Source organism: Kiritimatiellia bacterium (assembly GCA_018001225.1).
In the GTDB taxonomy this organism is placed as follows: domain Bacteria; phylum Verrucomicrobiota; class Kiritimatiellia; order CAIQIC01; family JAGNIJ01; genus JAGNIJ01.
Genome location: JAGNIJ010000033.1, coordinates 27,825 through 51,101, shown reverse-complemented (window position 1 = coordinate 51,101; position 23,277 = coordinate 27,825). Strand labels below are relative to the sequence as shown.

Below are 23,277 nucleotides of genomic sequence, written 5' to 3'. Positions count from 1 at the left end.
GGCGGAGGCGGAGGAGGTGGAGGCGGAGGCGGAGGAGGTGGAGGCGGAGGCTCCTCGTCCTCATCGGGGTCGGGCGGTTGAGGGTGGAGTACGAAAGGCACGCCCCCTCCGCCGGCTACGAAGCCCTGGTCGAAGTACATGGCGAGCGATTCGCCGGCCTGGCTGTCAATGGCGGCGCGGACGTCGGGAATGACGCCCTCCGGCAACCCGGAACCGGCCAGTCCACGGCCAACGGCTGCGACAAAAGCCTCCTGCTCACCGGCGGGGACCGCGTCCAACGCGATGCGAATCACGTCGGCCAGGCGGGCGGCCTGTGCGGCGGCGTCGAGACCCTGCTTGGCGATTTTCTCGATTACACTCCGGACCACGTCGGCGGCCTGTTCTGCGCCGGCATCCTTCAACAACGCGGCCAGTGCGGTATCGGGCGATGCGGCGGCCGCGGACAACTGCTCGTCCGTGGGCGGAGCAAAGTCGCCGGACGCAGTCAGCACCGCGCCCAAGGCGATCAGGGCGGCAATACGGATCGTTCTCATTGTTTACTCCTTCGTTGAGGTCAGATTTCCACGTCCACACCCAGGCTCACGCGGGTCACCTCGTAGTCCCGGATCGTCGAATCCACGTTCTCGTAGCTTCCCTCGACAAACAGGAGCAGGTACTTCGCCGGCAGCTTGTAGTCCGCGCGCAGTTTAAGGGTCGCGCCCTTGTCCTTGCGGTGGACCAGTTCGCCCTCGTTCAGCACCCGGTCGGCGTAGTCGTCGATCCGGTACACGCCGCTGGCCGTGAGGGCCATGGAAGAGCTCATGCGGTACGAGACGCCCAGCCGGGCCACGGAGTAGTCCACGGCATTGCCGAGGTGGATCGAAGAAAGCTGCATGCCGTTTCGGCCCTCGAGTTGGACCGCCGTCTTGTCGGTGGCCGCCCAGGACGCAAGGGCGTCGTAGTGGAAGCCGTCCTCGGAATCCAGGCCCTCCGGGCGGTCCAGGTTCTGGTACCCGATGCCGGCCTTGTAGTTCAGCCGGTCGGTGCCCCGCATACGGAGCCCCAGGCGGGCGGCGGTGTATTGCGACGAGTCATCCACGTCTTCGCTCTCCTGGATGCCGCCCATGACCGTCACCAGCGCCGCCACCTTGTCCGTCAGCCGGTGCCCGGCCTCCAACTGCGCGCCGTGGCCGTCGAGATCGAACAGGTTCGTGCTCGAGTAATCCGTCTCGCTGTAACGATAGCCCGCGCTCACATCCAGCTTGTCGGTCGGGGTCGCCTCCACGGTCGCGCCGGCCTCGAGGATCTCGCGGCGCCGCCGGACGTCGGCGTCGAGGAAGGCATCGGGCGCCATGCCGCCGACCTCCGCGTCGGGCCCAAAGGTGTCCAGGTCCTCCACCTTCCGGTAGGACTGCTGGACCGCGATCGCGATCCGGTCCCGGGAGCCGTACTGCAGCGACAGGATCTCGCCGCCGGTCGAAAAATCACGGTCGCCGTCCTCGGTGTAGAAGCGCTGCCCCAGGAAGCCCGTGCCGCTGAACTCGACCTCGCGGGCCCTGTAGCCCAGGCTCAATGAGAGCTCGGCGTCGAAGAACGTGGCGTCCTCTTCGTCCGTGGACAGGCGGTCGATATTGGAGTCGTAGACCGCGGCCACTTCCACGACCGGCGAGAGCGTGAAGGGCCCTGAACGGATGCCGGTCCCCGCCTCTCCCCAGGCCGCGGCCGCCAAGACTGCAAAAAACACCACGCCTGTGATGACGATTGGATTTCTCACGGCTTTTTTCCTCCTAAAAAACCAATTCGGGGATATATACCACGTCGTCCGGTTTCAGCACAATATCGTTTTCCACCTGTCCGCGCACGCCGACCGCGCGGAGGTTGATCTGCCGGGTTGTGGTTCGGCCATCGGGGTCGCGCCGCGTGACGAGGATGGCGGTGTCCTTGGCGCTGGTATCGAAGCCGCCGGCCTGCTGGATGGCCAAGCTCACCGTCAGGTCGCGCGTCGGAGGAATGTTGACCCGGCCGGGGCGCTTGACCCGGCCCATGACCGTCACGTGCCCCCAGGGGGAGATGCCCTCGGGCATCTCGTCGCGCACGAATTCCACGAGCACCTGGGGATTCACGAAGTATTCCTGGTATCCGGCCGTCAGGCGGCCGGTCAGCGAATCCAGGGTCTCGTTGCCCACGGAGAGCGAGCCCAGGAGCGGCAGCGTCAGCGTGCTGTTCTCGGACACGCGGCGGCCGGCCTCCTCGATCTGTTTCTTGCCGCCCACGATGACCGTCACGTTCACCATCAGCCCGGGGCGGATCAAGGCCTGGTCGGCGGGAGGGGCGGGGGCCGGGTTCGGGGGCCGGACCGCCGCGGAAGTGGGGGGCATGGCCGGCTTGTTCCGGGCGCGGCGGGTCTTGCAGCCCGCGCTCCAGAAGGCCACGCACAAACTTGCGGCCAGAACACACCCCCATCGCATGAATCGTATTCCCGTGATCCTAACCGTTCGGCCTTGCATGGACCATCTCAATCGAAAGCAGCCTAATGCGTTTGCTATTTATATCAAGGTTTTAATCTTCGGATGAAGACGTTTGAACAGGCGGTGAAGCAGTTCTAAAGGCGCGGGCCGGCGAAAGAGCAAGGCCGGCAGCAGGTAGAGGTCCGAGCGGCCCGTGGCCTTCGGCACGTTGAGATTGAGCGCCTGCAGGTGAAAGGCCATGACCATGTTGAAATGGAAGACGGCGGACTCGTCCTCGCGGGTCACGGCCGGTTTCTGGATCAGCGCGGCGCCGAAGGTCCCGGCGGCATTCCACGCGGCGGCCCGGAAGGTTTTTTCAACCAGCTTGGTCATCCCGGGTTTCCGGCCGCTAGATGGATGACCATGTCGCTAATGCGATGCGCGCTCTCGACCGGGAGGTCGTGGTAGATCGGGAGGGTCAGGATCTGCCGCGCGACGCGGCGCGCCACCGGCAACTCGCTGCCCCGCCGCGCGGCGCGATAGGTCGAACAATCGGTGAGCAGCGGATGGAAATATCTGCGGGCGAATACGTTATACTTCTTCAGGCCCTCGTACACTTCGTCGCGGGACAGCCGGCTCTCGCCGTCGACGATTTCGACCGGCTGGTAGGCATGGTTGGCCTCGCAGTCTTCCGGCAGCGGGGGCGTGAGGCGGAGGCCGGGCGCCCCCGACAATCTTTCGCGGTACACCTGCGCCGCCCGGGCGCGCCCCGCGATGATCGCGCCCATGTGAGACAGGTTCTTCAGGCCCATCAAGGCCTGGAACTCGTTCATCTTGGCGTTGGTGCCCAGCCCGACGATCTCCGTCTCGGACACAATGCCGAAATTCTTGAGTTGATTGAACGTGTTCTTGAGGCCGGGGTCGACGGAGGCCAGCAGGCCGCCCTCGATGGAGTGGTACGGCTTGGTGGCGTGGAAGCTGAACATCGTCACGTCGCCGAAATGCGCCATGGAGCGGCCCTGCACCCGGACCCCAAACGCATGCGCCGCGTCGTAGACCAGCTTCAGGCGGTGCCGCCGCGCGATGTCGGCGAGCGCGGCGAGCCGGCAGGGATGCCCGAAGACATGGACGGCGAGGATCGCGGAGGTGTCCGGGGTGATGGCCGCCTCGACGGCGGCCGGGTCCAGGGTGTAGTGCTCGGGTTCGATGTCCGCGAACACCGGCCGCAGCCGGTTCCACACCGCGGCGTGGGCCGTGGCGACGAAGGTGAAGGGGGTGGTGATCACCTCGCCTTTGAGTTGCAGCCCGTCCAGCGCGATCTGCAGCGCCAGCGTGCCGTTGACGAACAGGCAGAGGTTCCGATGATCCAGGAACTCCTCGAGGGCGCGGAGATACTGCTCCAGCACCGGGCCGCCGTTGGTGAGCCAGGCCGAGTCCCAGATGGCCCGCAGGCCGGCCGCGTATTCCTCCAGCGGGGGGAGGAACGGCTTGGTCACATAGACGGGTTTGTCGAACGGCTTCATGCTCATGCGTGCCCCGGCCCGCGGCGTTCCTTTATCTCGATAAAATTCCGACATTCTCGCGCCTTTGCGCGCTCTTTTCAATCACAACATGGCGATCGCCAAGCACGGGACCCGTACTGGTTGCAGGCCGGAACGCCTGCTTTTCATGCCTTTTCATGCGTGTTCCGTCCGGGCGGACTCCGACCTCGCGCGAGTTTCTCTAGCGCTAAATCCTTCACGTAGAGATAGCCGCCCATGCGGGTGAGTTCCGCCAGGCCGATCGTCCACGCGGTGCCCAGGCCGACCTGCGCGGCGAGTTGGAGTGGAGGGGCGAGGGGCACTATCCGGCCGAACAGGTACACCACGGCCGCCATGGAGGCGGCCAGGGCAAAGGAGGGCAGGATGTCGCGGACCTGCTCCCCGACGCCATATCCGATGAGCCGGCTGGACCAAGTCGCGGTCAGGACATACGTGGAGAAGCTGATGAAAATCATGGTCAGGATCATTGTCTGGATGCCCCAGCAGATGCCGATGACCAAGGCCGGCACCACCAGGACCGCCTTGATTACTTCCAGTTTCAGGTACAGGTCGCTGCGACCTCGTACTTGGAACATGTTGAGATTGATAGCGTGCAAGGGATAGAATAAACCCGATAGGCACAGGAGCCGCAGGTAAACGACGGCGGGCCGCCACGGCTCGCCCACCAGGGTGAGGAGCAGGGCTTCGGAACTAGCCGCCATCCCCAGCATCAACACGAAGGTGACCAGCATGGAGCATTGAAGCATCCGGCGGTACGCGGCCTTCAGGCGTGCCGCCTCCTCTTGCAACGTGGCCAGCACGGGATAACTCACGCGCTGGACGATGGCGGTCAACCGCTGGGAGGGTAGGTTGCGAAAGGCCTGGGCTTGGGTGTAATACCCCAGGTCCGCCGCCGAAAAGAACCGCCCGATGATCAGGTTGAAGATGTGGGCGTACAGCGTGCCGATCAACCCGCTGGCCAGCAGGCGGGAACCGAACGCGAACATCTCGCTGAACGAAGCCCGGTGAAAAACAAGGGAAGGCCGCCACGCGCTCCACCACCATAACAGCGCCAGCTCGATCCCGGCTCGGGAAAGTGTCAGCGCGACCAGGCTCCAGACGCCGTAGCCGGCATACGCCAGGGAAATGCCGATCATCCCGGCGATCGCAGCCGACACGATCGAAATCCGGGTCAACAGCTTGAACTTGATTTCCTTGACGACCTGGGTTTGCTGCACCACGCCCAATGCGCCGATCGGGACGGTCAGGCCCAGCACCCGGATGAGGGGTTCGAGCGGGGGTTCGTGAAAGAAGCGCGCGATCCCGCCGGCGGCGAAATATAACAGCAGGTACAGAGCCACACTGATCGCGATGTTGAAGTAGAAGACGGTGGAGTAATCCGCCTGCGTGCAGTCCTGCTTCCGGATCAACGCCTGGTTGAACCCGCTGTTGACGATGGTTTGCGAAATGGCGATGAAGAGCGTGGTCATCCCGATCAGCCCGAACTCGCGCGGGGGCAGCAGGCGCGCGAGAAAGAGGCCGCTGACAAACAGCAAGCCGCCCCGGGCCAGATCGTCCAGAAAACTCCACAGCAGGCCGGAAACGGTTTTATCCTTGAGCGACATGGCGTGGCTTGTGCTGGAACTCTTATAGCAGTTTCGCTTTAAAAAAAGGCGCCCGGATCGTCTTCATGCGCGGCCGCGGCCAATTCAGCGAAGGCAGCTCTTTTCCTCGATGTGGCGTGCAAGGGCTTCCGCGATCACGGCGTAGCCCGCCGGCGTGCAGTGGCCGTCCTTGGCGTAGTACAGCGGCCCGGAATCCCCCGCGGCCTTCAGGGCGGGCAGCAAGTCCAGGAAATCCACGCCGTTTGCCCCGGCCCACCGCGCTAGCCGGCGCGCGGGGTATTCGTGCGACTCCGTCCACGGGCCCTTTCTTGGAATATGCACGATCAGCAGTTCGGCGCCGGCGGCCCGGACGAGGGCCGCCATCTTCCCGTATTCCGCCTCGATTTTTTTCCAGTTGGCCTCGTGCGGCCCATGGTCCTCGTTTACGCGGCCTCCCTGCTCGAACCGGTCGTTGCGCCACGCCACGTATTTCGAGAGCACGAGCCGGCACAGGTGCGACCGGCGGTACAGCCGGCGCCCGAACGAGCCGAGGTTCACCGCCTGGCGCAGCGCCAGGTAGCCCGACGCATCCACGCGGACAGCGGCCAGGCCGTACAGCGTGTCGATCACGTCGTTGGGTACGAAGCCGACAATCACCAGGTCCGGCTGGAACTGCAGACCAAGCTTTTCCAGCAGGATGCGCTCCGGCTCCGGGAAGTACCGCGGGATGCCGGCCTTGATGATCTCGACCCGGGGATGTTTTTCCTCCCGCGCGTTCAGGTTCTGCTCCAGGCGATAGAGATACGTTTCCTCGAACGCCGCGCCCACGCCGTACGTAAAGCTGTCGCCCAGCCCGAGAATCCGGCGCACGCCGGGGGGGGGCGAAAGCTCGTGTTCGCCGTCGCGAAAGCCGAATGCGTTGTGCCGGTAGTCGTAGTCGAATTCGCCCTTGAAGGACCGGCCGCTGGCGCGGCTATGCGGCTTCGGTCCGTACGGCATGGCAGGCGTGGAGGCGTAATTCCTGAACTGCTCCGGCAGCGGCGGGGCCAGGCCGAGCCGGCGCACGATCCACTCGCCGATGGCGCCGGCCGCGATCAGGGCGATCAGAAGAGTCAGAAAGGCCGGCAGAATCCTCGCCTTCATGAAACCCGTTTTCCTCCATGCAGGCGGTCGATGATCCACCATAACGAGCGCCGCCGCCCGATCGCGCGCTCAGCATAGAGTATCAGGGTGGCCCGCCACGCGGCCAGCGTATCCCGAACGCCGGGCCGCGGCGCCGGCTCGTCATCGCGCGGCACGGGCACGCCCAACCGGCGGAATAGCTTTCGCCGCGCGGGCACGTCCCTCTTCTTGCGCCGGAGCTGGCCCGCCTGGGACTTCACCACCCGCGCGCGGTCGATCGGCGCCAGACGTACCGCGCCTTCGGCCGCCGCCTCTTCCAGCAGTCCGAGGCCCCGTCCGCGGGCGACGACCGATCCGGTTCCCGCCCGGCGGTCCGGGAATTCCGGGACCTGGATGTCGCCGAAAGACAGGTCGGCCAGTTCCGCGAAATGATCCGAACACAGGGCGCATCGGTGCGGGATGAAGAAGGAGCGCAGGGCGGGATAGTAGTCGGTATACTCGCGGCTCCGGGTCCGGCCGTGGGCGCAGGTCACCACCAGCGAGCCGAGGCCGTTCCCCCGGCGGTAGGCCAGTGAGGCCACGGAGGCCGGGGCGATCCCCATGCGGTCGAGCAGGTACTCCGTGGCGTCGAAGGTCCGCGTCCCGCTGCAGTACAGGCCGAACGCCCAGGCAATCCGCTCGCGGAACCGCGGGCGGGCCTCCTGCAGCTTGCGCAGGGCATGCAGGTGGCAGGGCAGCCCGACGAACGCGTAGCGGCCGGGCCCGGGCTCGACCTCCCGCAGGATCTTCGCGAAGTGAACGGGGCAATACCGGGAGCCGCTGGCGGCTGGGAGGTCCTCGGGATCGCGGATCACGACCGCCCCGGGTTCGAGCGGCCAGCCGGGGACGGATCGGACCGTGACCGCGCCGTCTACCCGTCCTGTTTTCAGCATCCAGGCCAGCAATCCGGTCGCCAGGCCGCCGGACGATCCCATGCGCCGCGTCGCGTCGTCGGCACAGTGCCCGGCGTAGCAGGCCGCGTAGCGGCCGAGGCCCGGATCGCTCGCGTCTTCCGGGTACAGCGCGTCGCCGAGCCGGAGGCGGTCCACGCCCGGGCCCGGGCATACGATCCGGCAAAGGCCGCACCCGGTGCACCTCTCCGGCGTTACGACGGCCTCGTAGATTCCGCGGCGCCGGGCCATGGAAATCGCGCCGCCGGGGCAGGCGTTTTCGCACATTCCGCATCCCGTGCAGAGGTGGGCCGCCACGACGGAGCGGATGTTGGCCGGCGCTGTGTTCATGCCGTCATGCCTTGGAGCGGCGCGCCTCCATGGCCTCGGCAAACACGTCGCCGAGCCCATAGGCCTCCCCGGCGTCCCTTCCGCTTCGCTCGCGGAGTCGCGCGCGCAACTCCACCCGGTCCCGCCAGGCCTGCTCGACGAGACCGGACAGGGCGGACTCCGGCGAGCGGATGTCCCACACCCGGTCCGACAGGCCCAGCATTTCCATCACGCCTGACGCCTTGTGGCTGTACTGCATGATCACCGAGGGCGTGCCCGCCGACACGGCGCTGATGACGGCGTGCATGCGGCCGCCGACGAACAGCTCGCACCGCTTCAGGATGCCTTTGTACTCCGCCGGCGAGTAATCGCCCGCGAGCGCGTACACGCCTTCCCGGGATGCCAGCGATTGAAACACCAGCTCCGCGGCGGCGCGATCGTCGCCGTCCCAAGAGAGCCGGATTTCCGGCGTCAGACCGGGGAAGCCGGCGGGATAGATCTGGTGCGGGATCAGCAGGACCGGGCGTTGCGTGGCCCGGCGGACGTGTTCGATCAGCGCCGCCACGACCGGCGGGTAGGGCCGTCCGTTCACGGCGGAAAAGCGGTGGTGCAGCAGGATGCTGGGATTGATGCCGACGGGCGACTCGCCGCTCGGAATGCCCTCGCGCCGAAGGATTTCATCCACGGCGGCGTCCGGCGCCGGCTCCAGCACGAAGGCCGTATCGGGCAGGCAGCGGACATCGGAGAGGCCTGCCGCCCGCAGGTGGCGCTGGGAATTCAGGTCGCGCACGGTCAGCCGATCGAACAGCGCGAGCGCCCGGCGGGCGAGCCAAGCGTCGAGCCCCGCGCGGAAGGGGCCGAGCGAGGCGGTGACGAGGACCAGCGGGATGCCCGCCTGCTGGAGGGGGAACGTCTTCTGCAGGATCCGCCACGCCGGCTTTCCGACGTAGCCGTCGCCCCACGCGCAGGCCACGGCGTCCACGCCCCGCACGATGGCGCGGAACTGCCGGAGCGTGCCCCACTGCGAGGGATGCCGCGGCACGTACTCGATGGGAATGCCCGTGGCGTCGAGGTAGTGGCGCTCCTGGCCGGGGTGGCTGGTCAGCATCACGAACGTCGCGTCGGGAAACCGGCGACGGAGGATCTGCAGGCTGCCGATGATCAGCGCCTGGGTCCCGATGCTCACCGTCGGGACGCGCGAAAGAGCGTCGAGGAAAATCTTCATGGAATTTATAATCCCGCGCCGGTTTGGAAGGCCCGGTAGCGGGCGAGCGCCCGGGCCGGGTGCCATGCGTAACAGAGAGGACCGAGCCAGGCGTGGTGCCGTTCGAAGGCGATACTCGCCCGGATGAGCCGGCGGTACCGGCCGCCGGTGGCCTCGTCGAACAGGCGGTAGGCCTTGATCGCCTCCTCCGCCATCCGCCGGTGGCCGGTCCGCATGGAGAGGCCGCCCGCGTGCCGGCGTCGGAGCGCCATGACCTCTTTCAGGTAGCCGACGCATCCCGCGTGCGGACCCCAGAGGCGGACGACCAGGTCGCTGCACAGGACCTGGGTTCGCCAGGAGGGCAGCGAATCTAAAAACGACCGGCGGGCGACGATGCTGGACGTGGCGGTGAAGGGCGGACGCTCCAGCACGTCGGCCACCGTCGGAAACTCCGACAGGTTGGCCGGGCAGTAGTACCGGGGCCGCGCGCCCTTATCCTCGCGGTAGAAAAGCGTGTCGTGAAAACAGTACACGCAGTCGGGATGGGTATCGAGATAGTCGACCTGCCGCTGAAGCTTGCGCGGGTCTATCCAGAGATCGTCCCCCTCGCACATGGCCTCGTAGGCGCCGCGGCAGGCCGCCCGGATACGCGCGAGGTTGCGCGCCGGCCCGATGTTGCTTTCGGAGGTGACGACCCGGATGACCTCCGGGTGCGCCTTCGCATACGTCTCGACGATGGTCCGCGTGCCGTCCGTGCTGCCATCCTCGCCGACGATCACCTCGAAGGGGAAGGACGTCTTCTGGGCCAGGATGCCGTCCAGGCACGCCTCGATATACCGCTCGTGGTTGTACGTGGGCACTTTTACGCTGACCAGGGGTGGGGTCATACGATGGTATCCGGGTCCAAACAGGAAATGTCTTCCGTCACCAGCGGCGCGACCTTGCGGTCGTCGACTTTGTTGGTCACGGGAAACGACGAGGCCCGGCACATGCCGGGGCCGAAATACCCGTCCTCGAAGAACAGCAGGGTGCCGACGACGTAGTCGTGATAGGTCTTGTCCCCTATCGCGCCCCGAAATCGACGCTGCGGGACGAATTCCTGCAGGACCATATTGTCCGCCCGGCCGGAGTCGAACAGGGCCCGCCACTCGGACGCCTCCGTCAGGCATCCCGCGTACACGTCGATGCTCTTCCCCATGTTGTGCGGCTTGACGATCCAGCCGTCCTTGTCGTCGCGCGCCCGCCGCCAGAGGTCGGGATTCAGCCGCCGCGTGTACGTCGGGACCACATACGAGCGGAGTTCCGCGAGCTCCGCGGGGGCCAGGGCCTCGCCCGCGAACGCGTCCTGGTGCAGCAGCGCGAAGAAACGCTTGTCGTGGATCAGGAACACGGTGCGCAGGTCGTTCATCGAATTCGCGTTGATGATGGCCTCGATGGTTTCCGTCGGCAGGCCGCACAGTTCCTCGTGCGACAGCTCGCCGAGCACGGCCGCGCCCTGGAATTCGGCGACGCGGGCGGGGACATCGGGGGTGCGGATGACCCGCACCGGGAAGCCGGCGGCCTCGAAAACCGGGATGACGAACTTCGTGTCGTTCCGGTCGTCGGCCCCCTTGAGCAGGCACACGTGGTCGAACGGTCCGAAGTAGTTCATGTACCGGTCGAAAAACGCCGTGTATTCGTCGATCTTCCGGATCGCCGGCCGCCCGGCGAGGTAGCGGTCCGCCAGGGTATGGACGAAGAACCCGGAGGTGAAGTAGCCGTTCATGGCGAACCGGCAGGTGGTCTCGATCAGCCGCACCCGGTTGGCCTCGTCGACGACGAAATCGGTGCGGTACGTGCCGGGGCGGTACGGCTTGCGGCGGCAGAGGGCCAGGATCTCGGCGACCCGGTCGGGCACCGGCATCAGGTCGCGGTAGCGGTCAAAGTGCTCGGCGAAGCGCCGGACGCACTTCAGGTACATCTGCTGGACGCGGCGCAGGCGGTCGCTGGTTTCCCGGCGGATGGCCAGCGGGACGTCGAAGGTCCAAGGCCGGAAATACTCGGCGGCCCCGGCGGCGACCTGCAGGAACCCGTTGAAGAGCGCCTGGCCGCATGACGACAGCTTGCTCATCGTTGGCTTCCCCCCGCGTCCAGCCGCCGCCGATCCGTCCGCCACTCGCTGACCTCCAGGCCCCGCCGCCGGGCGATGTCGAGCAAGCGCGCCCGTTCCGCCGGCTCAAGGTCCGCGGCGATAACCAGTTCGTCGAACGGCACGGCGCCGGCTTCCTGGAGCAGCCAGTCCATGCCGCCCAGTACGTGGTACCCGTGGATCAGGCGGCCGTAGAGGTTCGTGTCCGCGTCCAGCAGGCCCGCGATGTGTTCGCGGCCCTGGCCCTCGAGGGCCGCGTAGCCGTGTTCCTGCAGGAACAGCATGGCGCGGTCGCCGGCCCCGTACAGCAGCAGGCGGCGGGCCGGCCCTGCCGCTGCGGGCGGCCGCCGGCCGGCCATCAGGTCCAGCACGATCGGTCGTATGGCCCGCAATCCGGCCAGGGCGGCGACGGCGAGCCCTCCATAGACCGCCAGGCGCGTCGCGAGATCCCGCGCGGTATACCCGAACAGCAGGTCGGCCAGCCCGGTCGCGAACAGCAGGCCCCCGGCGAGCGAGGCCAAAAGCACCGCGAATTCCGCGGCCCCGGCGCGGGTCCAGACCCGCCGGTAGGTGCCCGTCAGGATCAGGATCAGGAACGGGATGCCCACCCAGACCACGGAGTCGCGCACTACGCGTTCCAGGAACCGGCCTTCCGGCGCTTCAGAAAAGAAATGGATCGTGGCGGCCAGGAGCCCCGCCATGAGGATGACGTCCGCCAGCGGATACAGCAGCACCGCGATTGTCTTGCGCGGGGGCCGCTCCAGGCCGCGTAGGATCGCCGTGCCGGTGTCCCACAATTCCACGTGCGCCAAGTGACGGACTACGACGTACACGCCCCCGACAAACGCCGTCAGCGAGATGCCCAGCACGTGCGAGCTGAACGTCATCATGAGCAGCCCGACGATGACCATGGCCGCGCTCAAGAGGTACAGCAGCGTCGCGACCTGCCGCTGGGACAGGCCCGCGCGCCCGAGCCGGTGGTGCAGGTGCTCGTTGTCGGGCTCCATGATCGCGGCGCGGGGGCGCAGGACCTTCCGGACGCCGCGCCGCCAGACCGCCAGCAGGGTGTCGAAAACCGGAACCCCCACGGCCAGCAGCGGCACGAGGAGCGACGGGACCAGGGCGCTCTTCGAGGCCGTGCTGCAGGCGGTGGCCGCGATCGTCAGCCCGAGGAACATGCTCCCGCCGTCGCCGAGGAAGATCCGGGCGGGATGAAAGTTGTAGCGCAGGAAGGCAAGGCACGCGCCGGTCAGCGAGAGGATCATCGCCACGTCGCCCGTTTGTTTCCGGAGAATCAGGGAAACGATCAGCCCCAGCGAGGCGATCAGCGCCAGCCCAGCGGCCAGGCCGTCGATCCCGTCAATCAGGTTGAACGCGTTGATGATCGCCAGGAACCAGCCGACGGTCAGGAGCAGGTCCGCTATCTGCGGCAGCGGGATTTGCAGCATTGCGCCGAAGCGGATGCCCAGCGCGTAGGCGAGCATCGCTGCCGCGGCCTGGCCGGCGAGCTTGACGAGCGGGCGCAGTCTCCGCGCGTCGTCCGCCAGCCCCACGAGGAGCAGCACCGCAGACACGGCCGCGAAGCGCCGCCACCAGGCCGGGCCGAGGTCTCCGGCGAAACGGGGGCCGAGGAGAAGGAGGCAGACGGCGCAGCCCGCGTGGAAGCCCAGGAACACCGACAACCCACCCGCGCGCGGCGTGGGGCGCGCGTGGGCATGGCGGGCGTCCGGCCGGTCCATCATCCCGAGCCGGGAAGCAAGACGGATGGTCAGCGGCGTCAGGACGTACGTCAGCACGAACGCCGCGCCGAACACGCACACCGTCAGGCTGAAAAAGTTGATGTTCACCCCGGCGAATCCTAACACAACGCCTTGCATTGCCATCAGTAAAAAACCGGGAGGGCCGGGGCCACCCCGGGCTCCACTTCAGCGCGGGTCGGTCCTTCGCGCGGCGACGGAGGCCCGTCGCCCTCCAGCCGCTATGCCAGGGTATAGTCGTCCAGGAGCCGTCGCGCGCCCTCCCGCCCGCAGTGCATCAGGACGTCGAGGATGGACAACCCGGGCAGGAACGGTTCCTCCTGCTGCGGATAGGGCGAAAGGCGCGGCTCGAGGAACTGCAGGGCCACGCCGTTCCGCCGGAACACGTCCTTGGAATACAGGTCCCGGCCTCCGGGCGGATTGATATAAACCTCGGCGCCTTCGCGGCGGCAGAGGTGCAGTACCCGCAGCGTTTTGACGTCGCCGGTCCCCATCTCCTCGCCCAAGGCGCGAATCAAAGCGCTGTCGGGCTTCAGGACCGCGGCCTCGAACGCCTCGTAGCGGGTGATGTCGCTCGAAATCAGCGTCTTGATCCCCAGGAATTCGGCGACGGCGATGATGCCGTTCCGGTTGACTTCCGTCAGGCGTTCGGCATGCCGCTGCACGGCCTGCTCGATCACGGGAAAGACCTCGTTGAAGAACGGGGCTCGCCCGTAGTTGAACGAGAGCTGGTCCAGGAACTTGCCGGGCCACCGGCGCGTGGGATCGATGCGCACGTCGCGAATCTTGACGAACGAACCGGCGCCGACCAGCGGTACCGAACAATAGACCGGGCCGTTTCCCTTGAGGCGGATGCGGTTGCGGTGCATCCAGCCCTGCCGGATGTAGTTCAGGTTGTCGTACAGGATGAATTTGTTCGCAGCCGCTATGAGCTGGAAGTACCCGAGGTACGGGAAAAAGTAAGGCTGCATGACTGCCAGTCGCACGTCAACACTCCCTCCGCCGGGTGGATTCTCGCTCCTTCCGAAAAGAGTATCATAAGCGTCGCGGCCATGGTTGTCGAGTCTGCGGCTGGAGTCTCGAAGAGGATGCCGGGCTCTGGATTTGCCTTGGCAATTCCGGCGCGGAGGGGCTATTTTTCACAAGCTTGGATGTGAAATCGACGACCCATAAAACGGCGGTTCCACGGGAGGACTGGGAGGCCGTGGTCCGCTGCATGTGGCGCGCCCGGCTGACCGAGGAGCGGCTGGTCCGGCTCTACCACCAGGGCCGGATCTTCGGCGGCGTGTACACCGGGATCGGCCAGGAGGCGATCGGCGCGGCGACGGCCTGCGCCGGCGGGCCGGACGACCTCTTCGCGCCCTGCATCCGCAACATGACCGTCCACCTGGCCCGCGGCATGCCCGTCCTCGACATCTTCCGGCAGTACCTCGGCCGCGCGACCGGTCCGACCCGCGGCCGCGACGGGAACGTCCACTACGGGAACCTCGCGAACGGCGTGTACGCCATGATCTCCCACCTCGGCGCCATGCTCCCCGTGGTCACCGGCGGCGTGATGGCCCGGCGCCGGCTCGGTCGCCCGGCCGTCGGCGTGGCCTACATCGGCGACGGCGCGACCAGCACGGGCGATTTCCACGAGGCGTTGAACTTCGCCTCGGTCTTCGACGCGCCCGTCCTCTTCGTGATCGAGAACAACAAATTTGCCTATTCCACGCCCAGCGCCAGCCAGTACCGGTGCGCGCGCCTCGCCGACCGCGCGTCCGGCTACGGCATGGAAGGGCTGGTCGCCGACGGCAACGACGCGGTGGGCCTGCACCGGCTCGCCCGCGAGCTGCTCGCGAAAATGAGGGAGAAGCCCCGGCCGATCCTGCTGGAGTGCGACACCATGCGCATGCGCGGGCATGGCGAGCACGACGACTGCGCCTACGTGCCGAAGGAACTGGTCGAGTCGTATGCCGCGCGCGACCCGCTGCGCCTCGCCCGCGAGCGCCTGGCCGCGGAGGGCGCGCTGGCCGCCGCCGCGTTCGACCGGATCGGGCAGGAATGCCAGGCCGAGGTGGACGCCGGCTACCACCGGGCCCTCGCCGAGCCCGCGCCCGACCCGGCGACGCTCACCCACGGGGTCTACGCCGATGCGTGAGACCACCTACCTCGAGGCCATCCGCCAGGGCCTGCGCCGGCTGCTCCGCGAGCGGCCGGAGGTCGTCGTCTACGGCGAGGACGTCGGCGCCTTCGGCGGGGCGTTCAAGGTCACGCTCGGCCTCCAGGCGGAGTTCGGCGCCGACCGGGTCTTCGACACGCCGATCAGCGAGTCCGCGATCTTCGGGTCCGCCATCGGCATGGCCACGCAGGGCCTGCGCCCGGTCGTCGAGCTGCAGTTCGTGGACTTCGGCATGACCGCCCTGCACCACGTGCTCAACAACGCCGCGACCACGCACTACCGGACCGGCGCCGCCGTCCCCCTGACCATCCGCGCGCCGTGCGGCGGCGGGTTCGGCGGCGGCCCGTTCCACTCCGAGGAACTCGAGGCCTTCTTTTGCCACATGCCGGGCCTCAAGGTGGTCTATCCCGCCACGCCCACCGACGCGCGCGGCCTGCTGCTCTCGGCCGTGATGGATCCGAACCCGGTGGTCTATCTGGAAAACAAGTTCCTGTACCGCCACGTCAAGGAGATGCTCCCCGAGGCCTTCGATCCCGTCCCGCTCGGCGTCGCGCGGGTCGCGCGCCCCGGCCGCGACGCGGTGATCCTGACCTACGGCGCGATGGTCCACGAAGCCCTGCGCGCCGCCGAGCGCCTGGCCGCCGAAGAGGGCCACGAGGTCATGGTCGTCGACCTGCGCACCCTCAAGCCGTACGACTCGGACACGATCGTCGCCGCCGTGGCCGCGACGAACCGCGCGCTGATCCTGCACGAGGGCTGGCGCACGGGCGGGTTCGGGGCCGAGCTCGCCGCGCTCATCGCGGAGCGCGCCTTCCACCTGCTCGACGCGCCCGTGATGCGCGTCACGGCCCCCGACTGCCCCGTGCCCTTCGCCCCCGAGCTCGAAAGCGCCTACCGGCCGGACGCGGATCGGCTCTGCGAAACGCTCGTGGAACTGATGGACTATTGAGGACCCGACCATGAAACAAGTACCGATCCTCATGCCGCAGATGGGCCAGAGCGTGGCCGAGGGCACCATCATCAAGTGGCTCAAGCAGGTCGGCGAGGAAATCGCCGTGGACGAGAAGCTGCTCGAGGTCGAGACCGACAAGACCACCGTCGAGGTCGAAAGCCCGGCCGCCGGCCGGCTGGCCGCCTGCCTCAAGCGCGAGGGCGAAATCGCCGCCGCCGGCGAGATCATCGGCCTCATCGAGTCCGAGGCCGCGGACGACGCCCTGGCCCTGGCGCCCGCCGTTCCGCCGTCGGTCGAGAAGGCCTATCCGCCGTCCGGACCGGCCCCGGGCGCGCCCGCCCCCAACGGCGGCGGGGAACTGCCGGAGATCAGCCGCGACTACTTCTCCCCGTACGTGCTGCGGCTGGCGATGCAGAACAACGTCTCCATGGCCGAGTTGCAGACGATCCGCGGCACGGGCCGCCACGGGCGCATCTCGCGGACCGACCTGCTGCGGCACCTGGCCCGCCGGCCCGTCGGCGCGATGTCCGTGCCCGCCCTCGCCGGCAAGCCCGAGGTCAAGGCGGACGACCTGGCCGAGCTCGGGGAGATCGTGCCCATGACCTCGCTGCGGCGGACCATCGCCGACCACATGGTCCAGTCCATCCACACCAGCGCCCACGTGATGATGGTGCACGCCGTGGACATGACGCACATCGTCGAACTGCGCAACCGGATCAAGGACGATTTCTTCAACAAGTACAACGCCAAGCTGACCTACACGGCCGTCCTGCTGTTTGTCACCTCCCGGGTGCTGCGCGATTTCCCGAAGATCAACGCCTCGATTTACGGCACGAACATCATCCTCCGCAAGGAGATCAACATCGGCTGCGCCGTGGCGCTGGCGGACGAGACGCTCGTGGTGCCCGTCGTGCGGCAGGCCGACCGCATGACGTTCCCGGAGGTCGCGAAGGACCTGAACCGGCTGATCGGCGTCGCCCGGGCCAAGGCCCTGAAGCGGTCCGACGTCGAGGGCGCGACGTTCACCATCTCCAACTTCGGCTCGTTCGGCAGCCTGATCGGCACGCCGATCATCCACCAGCCGCAGGTCGCGATCCTCGGCATGGGCGCGGTCTTCAAGGCGCCGGTGGTCATGGAGGGGCAGGTCGTGATCCGCGACCAGTTGTACTTGAGCTTCAGCTTCGACCACCGGATCATTGACGGCGAGCAGGGCGGCCGGTTCCTCAAGGCCATCGAGAAGGCCACCGCGGCGCTGACCGAGGAAGCGCTGAACGTCGACCGGCTGTGAAAAGTGAAACGGCCGTCCCGGCCGTGACGGAGGCCGGCGGGACGCCCGGGCCATTTTAAAAAAGCGTGAAAAGGGATTTTAATGGTATTGACATATCATGATAGCTTGATACATTAAGGGCCAGGATACGGAAAGGAGCGGCGATGAGCGCGAGGCGAATCGGAAAAAATGGATGGCGGATGGCGGGACTGTTGGTCCTGGGCGCGGCCGCGTCGGCCCCGGCGGTGACGGTGGACGAGGCGATCCGCGCGGCGCTGGACGCCAACCCGGACCTGCAGGCCGCCGAGGCCCGCGTGGACTCGGCGCGCGCCATGCAGCGCCAGGCGCGGTCGGCGTACTACCCCTGGGTGGACGTCTCGGCGAATGTCGCCCGCAGCGACAATCCGCCCCAGGCGTTCATGATGACCCTGAACCAGCGCCAGCTGAACATGCAGGACCCCGCCTTCAATCCCAACGAGCCCGACGACACGGAGAACCTGCGCGGCAGCGTCTCCGTCAAGTGGCGCCTGTACGACAGCGGGCGGCGCGAGGCGGACAACCGGATGGCGCGGCTCGGCGCGGAGGCCACCGAGGAAATGCTGGCCGCCGCGCGCAACCAGCTGATCCACGAGGTCACCCGCGGCTACCACGGCGCGCTCCAGGCCCGGGCCTTCGCCGCGGTCCAGGAGGAAGCCGTCGCCAGCATCGAGGAAAGCCTGCGCGCGGCCCAGGCCCGCTTCGAGGCCGGCAGCGCGGTGAAGACGGATGTGCTGAATCTCGAAACGCAACTCGCCCAGGCCCGCGAGGACCTGATCCGCGCGCGCCACGGCCTGCACCTCGCCGTCGCCGCGCTCAACACGGCCATCGGCCGCGACCTGGTGACGGAGGAGAACCTGGAAGAGGGCGCCGCGCCGCCGGAGGAGAAGTGCGTCGCGCCCGATCCGTCGGCCGTGGAGAACCGGCCCGAACTGGCCGCCGCGCGCCGGATGGTCCGTATCAAGGAACAGGCCTTGAGCAAAGCGCGGCGCGAGTACGGGCCGGCCTTCAACGCCTTCGCCTCGTCGGACTGGGACAGCGACGTCTCCAGCGATTTCGAGCAGAGCTACACCGCGGGCGTCATGGCGGAACTGAACGTCTTCGACGGCCGCCGCTCCCGCGGGGCCGTCGCCGCCGCGCGGGCCGAACTCGAGGCGGCGCGGGCGGAGGAGACGAAGGCGGAGCAGAACCTCCGGCTCGACCTGACCCAGGCCTACCTGGGCGCGAAGGAGGCGCACGAGCGCCTGGAGGTCACCCGCAAGAGCCTGGAGAGCGCGCGCGAGGCGCTGCGCATCACGCGGGAACAGTACGAGCAGGGCGCGGCGGACGTCGCGCTCCTCCTGCAGGCCCAGGTCGGCGTCACGGCCATGCGCACCCGCGCCGTGGCGGCGGAATACGATTACGTCACCGCGCGGTCGAACCTCGACCGGGCGATGGGGAAGTTGGCGGGGAAATACATCAAACCGGAATCGCTGTAACGGCGTCGCAGGAGCTCCGCCCTCCAATTGTTTTTTATGGAGGGGCGAGCTCCCGCGAGCCCGTGATGAAGATTAAGAAAAGGAGAGCACACCATGAGCAAGTGGACATCGTTTCTTGGCAAGGCCTGGCGCCCGGTCGCGGGCGTGGTCGGGCTGGCCGTGGTCATCGTCTGGTCCGCCGGTTCCTGCGCGGAGAAGGTTCCCCCGGGCGTCGTGGAAGCGCCGGCCGGGATCGCCGTGCCCGAGGGGGCGGCGACGGTGGAGGTCAAGGTCGAGCCGCTGGCGACCCGGATCTACGTGGTCGGCACGACGGCCTCGGAGGAGAAGATCAACTTGAGCGCGCGGATTCCCGCCTATGTTAAGGCCGTGTTTGCCCACGCGGGCGACACGGTGACCAACGGGCAGGTGCTCGTGACGCTGGACGACCGCGAGATCCGCGAGCAGCTCGCGGCCGCGGAGGCCCAGTTCAAGCGGGCGGAGTCGGAGTACGAGCGCGCCCGCGGGCTGTTCGAGAAGAACGCGACGACGCAACAGGCGCTGACCGCGGCGGAATCCATGTTCCAGTCCGCCCGCGCGCAGGTGGACCAGGTGAAGGTCATGCTGACCTACGCGCAGATCGTGGCCCCGATCCACGGCGTGGTGACGGACCGCCGGATCGAGGCGGGCGACCTCGCCAACCCCGGCATGCCGCTGCTGGCGGTCTACGATCCGGCCCGGATGCGCCTCGAGGCGCCCGTGCCCGTCCGGCTGATCGATCGCCTGGCGCTCGGCCAGGAAGTGGACGTCGCGCTGGAACGCCCCGAGCGGACCATCAAGGGCCAGGTCGCGGAGATCGTCAGCGAGGTGGATCCGTCCAGCCGCACGCAGAAGGTCAAGGTCCGGCTCGAGGGCGTCGCGGGCGAGGTGCTGCCCGGCACGTTCGGCCGGCTGTGGGTGGAGGAGGAGGCGCGGGAGGCCATCCGGATCCCGAAGAGCGCGGTGTACCGGTCGGGCCAGCTCGAGTGGGTGCAGGTCGCGCGGGACGGGCGCGCCGTCCGGCGGCTGGTGAAGACCGGGCCGGCATACGGCGACGACGTGGAGATTCTATCCGGGCTGAAGCCGGGCGAGACGGTCCTGGCCGAGCCCCGGCGGGAGGATTGAGCCATGGAACAGCGGCAGGGATTCTTTTCATCGGTCATCCAGGCCTTTCTCAAGGGCAACCTGGCGGTCCTGCTGATCCTGATCAGCCTCGCCGCCGGCGCCGTGGCCCTGATCGTGACGCCGCGCGAGGAGGAGCCCCAGATCGTCGTGCCGCTGGCCGACGTGATGGTGATGTATCCCGGCGGCAGCGCGGAGGAGGTCGAGCAACTGGTCTCCTCGCGCCTCGAGAAGCTGCTCTACCAGATCGACGGCGTGGAATACGTCTACTCCATGTCCCGGCCGGGCATGGCCGTGGTCACCGTGCGCTTCTTCGTCGGCGAGGACCGCGAGGAAAGCCTGATCAAGATCTACAACAAGGTCTTCCAGAACATCGACAAGACCACGCCGGGCATCGCGGGCTGGGTGATCAAGCCCATCGAGATCGACGACGTGCCGATCGTCAGCGCGGCGCTCTACGGGCCGGGGCTCGACGCGGACACGCTCCACCGCGTGGCGGAGGAGGTCTCCGGCAAGCTCCAGCGCATCCCGGACAGCGCGCGCATCACGATCCACGGCGGCCGCAAGCGCGTGGTCCACGTGTACCTCGACACCGAGCGGCTGACCGCCTACGGCCTCTCGCCCATGGAGATCGCCGGCGCGCTGAAAATCTCCAACGCCCAGATGGAGAGCGGCTCGTTCGCCAAGGCGGACGAGGAAATCGCCGTCGAGGTCGGGCCGTTCCTGCAGAACGTGGACGAGGTCCGCCACCTGATGGTCGGCCTGTACCACGACCGGCCGGTCTACCTGCGGGACGTGGCCGAGGTCGTGGACGGCGCGGACGAGGTCGCGAGCTACAGCCGGATCGGGTTCGGCCCCGGCTCGGGCGGGGCCGATGCGGAATCCCGCCCCGCGGTGACGATCGCCGTGGCGAAGAAGAAGGGCAGCAACGCGGTGCTGGTCGCGCGCGAGGTGGAGCAGACGCTGGCCGGCCTGCGCGGCAGCGTCATCCCCGACGAGGTGCAGGTCCGCATCACGCGCAACTATGGCGAGACGGCCAACGAGAAGGTCAACGACCTGGTCATGAACCTCGTCATGGGGCTGATCACCGTCGTCGGCATGATCGCGCTGGCCATGACCTGGCGCGAGGGCGTGATCGTCGGGCTGGCCATCCCGATCACGTACTCGCTGACGCTGCTCTTCAACTACCTGCTGGGCTACACGATCAACCGGGTGACGCTCTTCGCCCTGATCCTGGCGCTCGGCCTGCTGGTGGACAACCCGATCGTCGGCGTGGAGAACATCTCCCGCCACCTCGCCCTGCGGCGCTTCCCGCGGCTGCAGGCCGTCGCCCTGGCGATGGAGGAGGTCATGCCGCCGATCGTGCTGGCGACGCTCTCGATCATCGCGTCGTTCGTGCCGATGTTCTTCATCACCGGCATGATGGGCCCGTACATGGCCCCGATGGCGTTGAACGTGCCGCTGACGATGATCAGCTCGCTCTTCGTCGCCCTCGCCATCACGCCGTGGGTCTCGAACAAGCTGCTCAAGGAGCCGGCCGCCGGCGCGTCCGCCTACGACGTCAAGGCCACGGCGACCTTCCGCGTGTACGACCGGCTCGTCCGCCCGTTCCTGGATTCGCGCGGCAAGGGCGGCCTGCTGCTGCTCGTGATGGGCGGCCTGTTCGTGTTCTCCATCGTCCTGGCCGCGACCGGCCTGGTGCCGCTGAAGATGCTGCCGTTCGACAACAAGAACGAGCTGCAGTTCGTCGTGGACCTGCCCGAGGGCGCCACGCTGGAAGCGACCGACGCCGCCGTGCGCGACCTGGAGGACTATCTTCGGACCGTGCCCGAGGTCGTGGATTTTACCGCGACGGTGGGCGAGGGCTCGCCGATGGACTTCAACGGCCTCGTGCGGCACTACTACCTGCGGCAGGGGCCGAACGTCGCGGACGTGCGGATCAACCTGCTGCCCCGCCAGCAGCGCGAGATGGCCAGCCACGGCATCGCCCTGCGGATCCGAAACGACATTGAGGCGCTGGCGGCGCGGCACGGCGCGCTGGTCAAGATCGTCGAGGCGCCGCCCGGCCCGCCGGTCCTGTCCACGGTCGTGGCGGAAATCTACGGCGGCCCGCACCACGGCTACGACGAGCTGATCGCGGCGGGCAAGACGGTCGGCTCGAGGCTCCGCGAGGAGCAGGGCGTGGTGGACGTGGACGACACGGTCGAGGCGGACCAGCAGAAACTGTTCTTCCGCGTGGACCGCACGAAAGCCGGCCTGAACGGCATCTCGACGGAGGACGTCGTCAACAGCCTGCGCCTGGCGATGAGCGGGTTCCCGGCGGGCACGGTGCACGTGCCGACCGAGCAGAACGAGCTGCCGATCATCCTGCGCCTGCCCCGCGAGAAGCGGTCCGACCCGGCCCGCCTCCTGACCCTGCCCGTGAAGGGCCGGATGGGGAACAGCGTGCAGCTTGGCGAGATCGGCCGGTTCGAGGAGAACGTGTACGACAAGACGATCTTCCACAAGAACATGCGGCGCGTGGTGTACGTCACCGCCGAGATGGCCGGGCGCGGCCCCGCCTACGCCGTGCTCGCGATGCAGGCGTGGCTTAAGAAGAACCCGCTGCCGGCGGGGATCGAGGCAAGCTGGACCGGGGAGGGGGAGTGGAAGATCACGCTGGACGTCTTCCGCGACCTGGGCCTCGCGTTTTCGGCGGCCCTCCTGGCGATTTACGTGCTGCTGGTCTACGAGACCGGCTCGTACCTGCTGCCGGTCGTGATCATGCTGTCCATCCCGCTGACCCTGATCGGCATCATGCCGGGCTTCTGGCTGCTCAACGTGCTGACCGGCAAGACCATCGGCGGCTATGCCGACCCGGTCTTCTTCACCGCGACGGCGATGATCGGCATGATCGCGCTCGGCGGCATCGTCCAGCGCAACGCCATCATCCTGATCGACTTCATCCGCAGCGCGACCGAGCGCGGGCAGAACCTGAAGGAGGCGATTGTCGAGGCCGGCGCCGTGCGGTTCCGGCCGATCTTCCTGACCGCGGGCACGACGATGCTCGGGGCGTGGCCGATCACGTTCGACCCGATCTTCAGCGGCCTGGCGTGGTCCATCATCTTCGGGCTGTTCGTGTCCACGGCCTTCACCCTGGTGGTGATTCCCGTGGTGTACGCCATGATGTACGGGAGGAAGAAGGCGGCCTAGAGCTGCAGTTCCGCCGCTCTGCCGGCGGATAAAC

The 23,277-nt window shown here is 67.7% G+C and carries 19 protein-coding genes; 6 read left to right on the top strand and 13 right to left on the bottom strand.

Going from position 1 to position 23,277, the window contains the following annotated elements:
• The 13 genes from KA248_11280 to KA248_11220 form a co-directional block, all read right to left on the bottom strand.
• On the bottom strand, positions 1-533 hold a 533-nt coding region (locus KA248_11280), incomplete at its 3' end, for a hypothetical protein (GenBank protein MBP7830490.1).
• A gap of 20 nt (positions 534-553) precedes the next feature.
• Positions 554-1,753 carry an outer membrane beta-barrel protein gene (locus KA248_11275; protein ID MBP7830489.1) on the bottom strand — a complete coding sequence of 400 codons (1,200 nt, stop codon included), beginning with the start codon at positions 1,751-1,753 and terminating at the stop codon, positions 554-556.
• Positions 1,754-1,766: 13 nt separating this feature from the next.
• Positions 1,767-2,357: a polysaccharide biosynthesis/export family protein gene (locus KA248_11270; GenBank protein MBP7830488.1), complete on the bottom strand. Its 591-nt coding sequence runs from the start codon at positions 2,355-2,357 to the stop codon at positions 1,767-1,769.
• 168 nt (positions 2,358-2,525) lie between these two features.
• Positions 2,526-2,819 carry a hypothetical protein gene (locus KA248_11265; GenBank protein MBP7830487.1) on the bottom strand — a complete coding sequence of 98 codons (294 nt, stop codon included), beginning with the start codon at positions 2,817-2,819 and terminating at the stop codon, positions 2,526-2,528.
• Entirely contained in the window at positions 2,816-3,955 is a 1,140-nt protein-coding gene (locus KA248_11260; protein MBP7830486.1) for a DegT/DnrJ/EryC1/StrS family aminotransferase, read from the bottom strand. Before KA248_11260 ends, KA248_11265 begins: the two co-directional genes overlap by 4 nt.
• A 137-nt stretch (positions 3,956-4,092) precedes the next feature.
• Entirely contained in the window at positions 4,093-5,571 is a 1,479-nt protein-coding gene (locus tag KA248_11255; protein MBP7830485.1) for a lipopolysaccharide biosynthesis protein, read from the bottom strand.
• An 84-nt stretch (positions 5,572-5,655) separates the two neighbouring features.
• Complete coding sequence (locus tag KA248_11250; protein MBP7830484.1) at positions 5,656-6,693, bottom strand: hypothetical protein; 1,038 nt, start codon at positions 6,691-6,693, stop codon at positions 5,656-5,658.
• Positions 6,690-7,952 (bottom strand): Coenzyme F420 hydrogenase/dehydrogenase, beta subunit C-terminal domain, encoded by a 1,263-nt coding sequence (locus KA248_11245; protein ID MBP7830483.1) that lies wholly within the window; start codon positions 7,950-7,952, stop codon positions 6,690-6,692. The genes KA248_11250 and KA248_11245 overlap by 4 nt, the downstream gene beginning before the upstream one ends.
• Positions 7,953-7,956: 4 nt before the next feature.
• The gene (locus KA248_11240) at positions 7,957-9,156 is read right to left on the bottom strand and encodes a polysaccharide pyruvyl transferase family protein (GenBank protein ID MBP7830482.1); all 1,200 of its coding nucleotides are present in this window, start codon (positions 9,154-9,156) and stop codon (positions 7,957-7,959) included.
• Between the two features lie 5 nt (positions 9,157-9,161).
• Positions 9,162-10,022, bottom strand: coding sequence for a glycosyltransferase (locus KA248_11235; protein MBP7830481.1), 861 nt, complete (start codon positions 10,020-10,022; stop codon positions 9,162-9,164).
• Entirely contained in the window at positions 10,019-11,245 is a 1,227-nt protein-coding gene (locus KA248_11230) for a hypothetical protein (GenBank protein ID MBP7830480.1), read from the bottom strand. The genes KA248_11235 and KA248_11230 overlap by 4 nt, the downstream gene beginning before the upstream one ends.
• Positions 11,242-13,110, bottom strand: coding sequence for a hypothetical protein (locus tag KA248_11225; protein MBP7830479.1), 1,869 nt, complete (start codon positions 13,108-13,110; stop codon positions 11,242-11,244). The genes KA248_11230 and KA248_11225 overlap by 4 nt, the downstream gene beginning before the upstream one ends.
• A 131-nt stretch (positions 13,111-13,241) precedes the next feature.
• A complete protein-coding gene (locus KA248_11220; GenBank protein MBP7830478.1) occupies positions 13,242-14,006 on the bottom strand; it encodes a WbqC family protein in 765 nt (254 codons plus the stop codon).
• A gap of 167 nt (positions 14,007-14,173) precedes the next feature.
• Between KA248_11220 and KA248_11215 the strand changes: the two genes are divergently transcribed.
• From KA248_11215 to KA248_11190, 6 genes are all read left to right on the top strand, one after another.
• On the top strand, positions 14,174-15,160 hold the full coding sequence (locus tag KA248_11215) for a thiamine pyrophosphate-dependent dehydrogenase E1 component subunit alpha (GenBank protein MBP7830477.1): 987 nt from the start codon (positions 14,174-14,176) through the stop codon (positions 15,158-15,160).
• The gene (locus tag KA248_11210; protein ID MBP7830476.1) at positions 15,153-16,130 is read left to right on the top strand and encodes an alpha-ketoacid dehydrogenase subunit beta; all 978 of its coding nucleotides are present in this window, start codon (positions 15,153-15,155) and stop codon (positions 16,128-16,130) included. The genes KA248_11215 and KA248_11210 overlap by 8 nt, the downstream gene beginning before the upstream one ends.
• Positions 16,131-16,140: 10 nt before the next feature.
• A complete protein-coding gene (locus KA248_11205; protein ID MBP7830475.1) occupies positions 16,141-17,421 on the top strand; it encodes a 2-oxo acid dehydrogenase subunit E2 in 1,281 nt (426 codons plus the stop codon).
• Between the two features lie 179 nt (positions 17,422-17,600).
• Positions 17,601-18,914, top strand: coding sequence for a TolC family protein (locus KA248_11200; protein MBP7830474.1), 1,314 nt, complete (start codon positions 17,601-17,603; stop codon positions 18,912-18,914).
• A gap of 93 nt (positions 18,915-19,007) precedes the next feature.
• Positions 19,008-20,054 carry an efflux RND transporter periplasmic adaptor subunit gene (locus KA248_11195; protein ID MBP7830473.1) on the top strand — a complete coding sequence of 349 codons (1,047 nt, stop codon included), beginning with the start codon at positions 19,008-19,010 and terminating at the stop codon, positions 20,052-20,054.
• Positions 20,055-20,057: 3 nt separating this feature from the next.
• Positions 20,058-23,243 carry an efflux RND transporter permease subunit gene (locus KA248_11190; GenBank protein ID MBP7830472.1) on the top strand — a complete coding sequence of 1,062 codons (3,186 nt, stop codon included), beginning with the start codon at positions 20,058-20,060 and terminating at the stop codon, positions 23,241-23,243.
• The last annotated feature ends 34 nt before the right edge of the window (positions 23,244-23,277 follow it).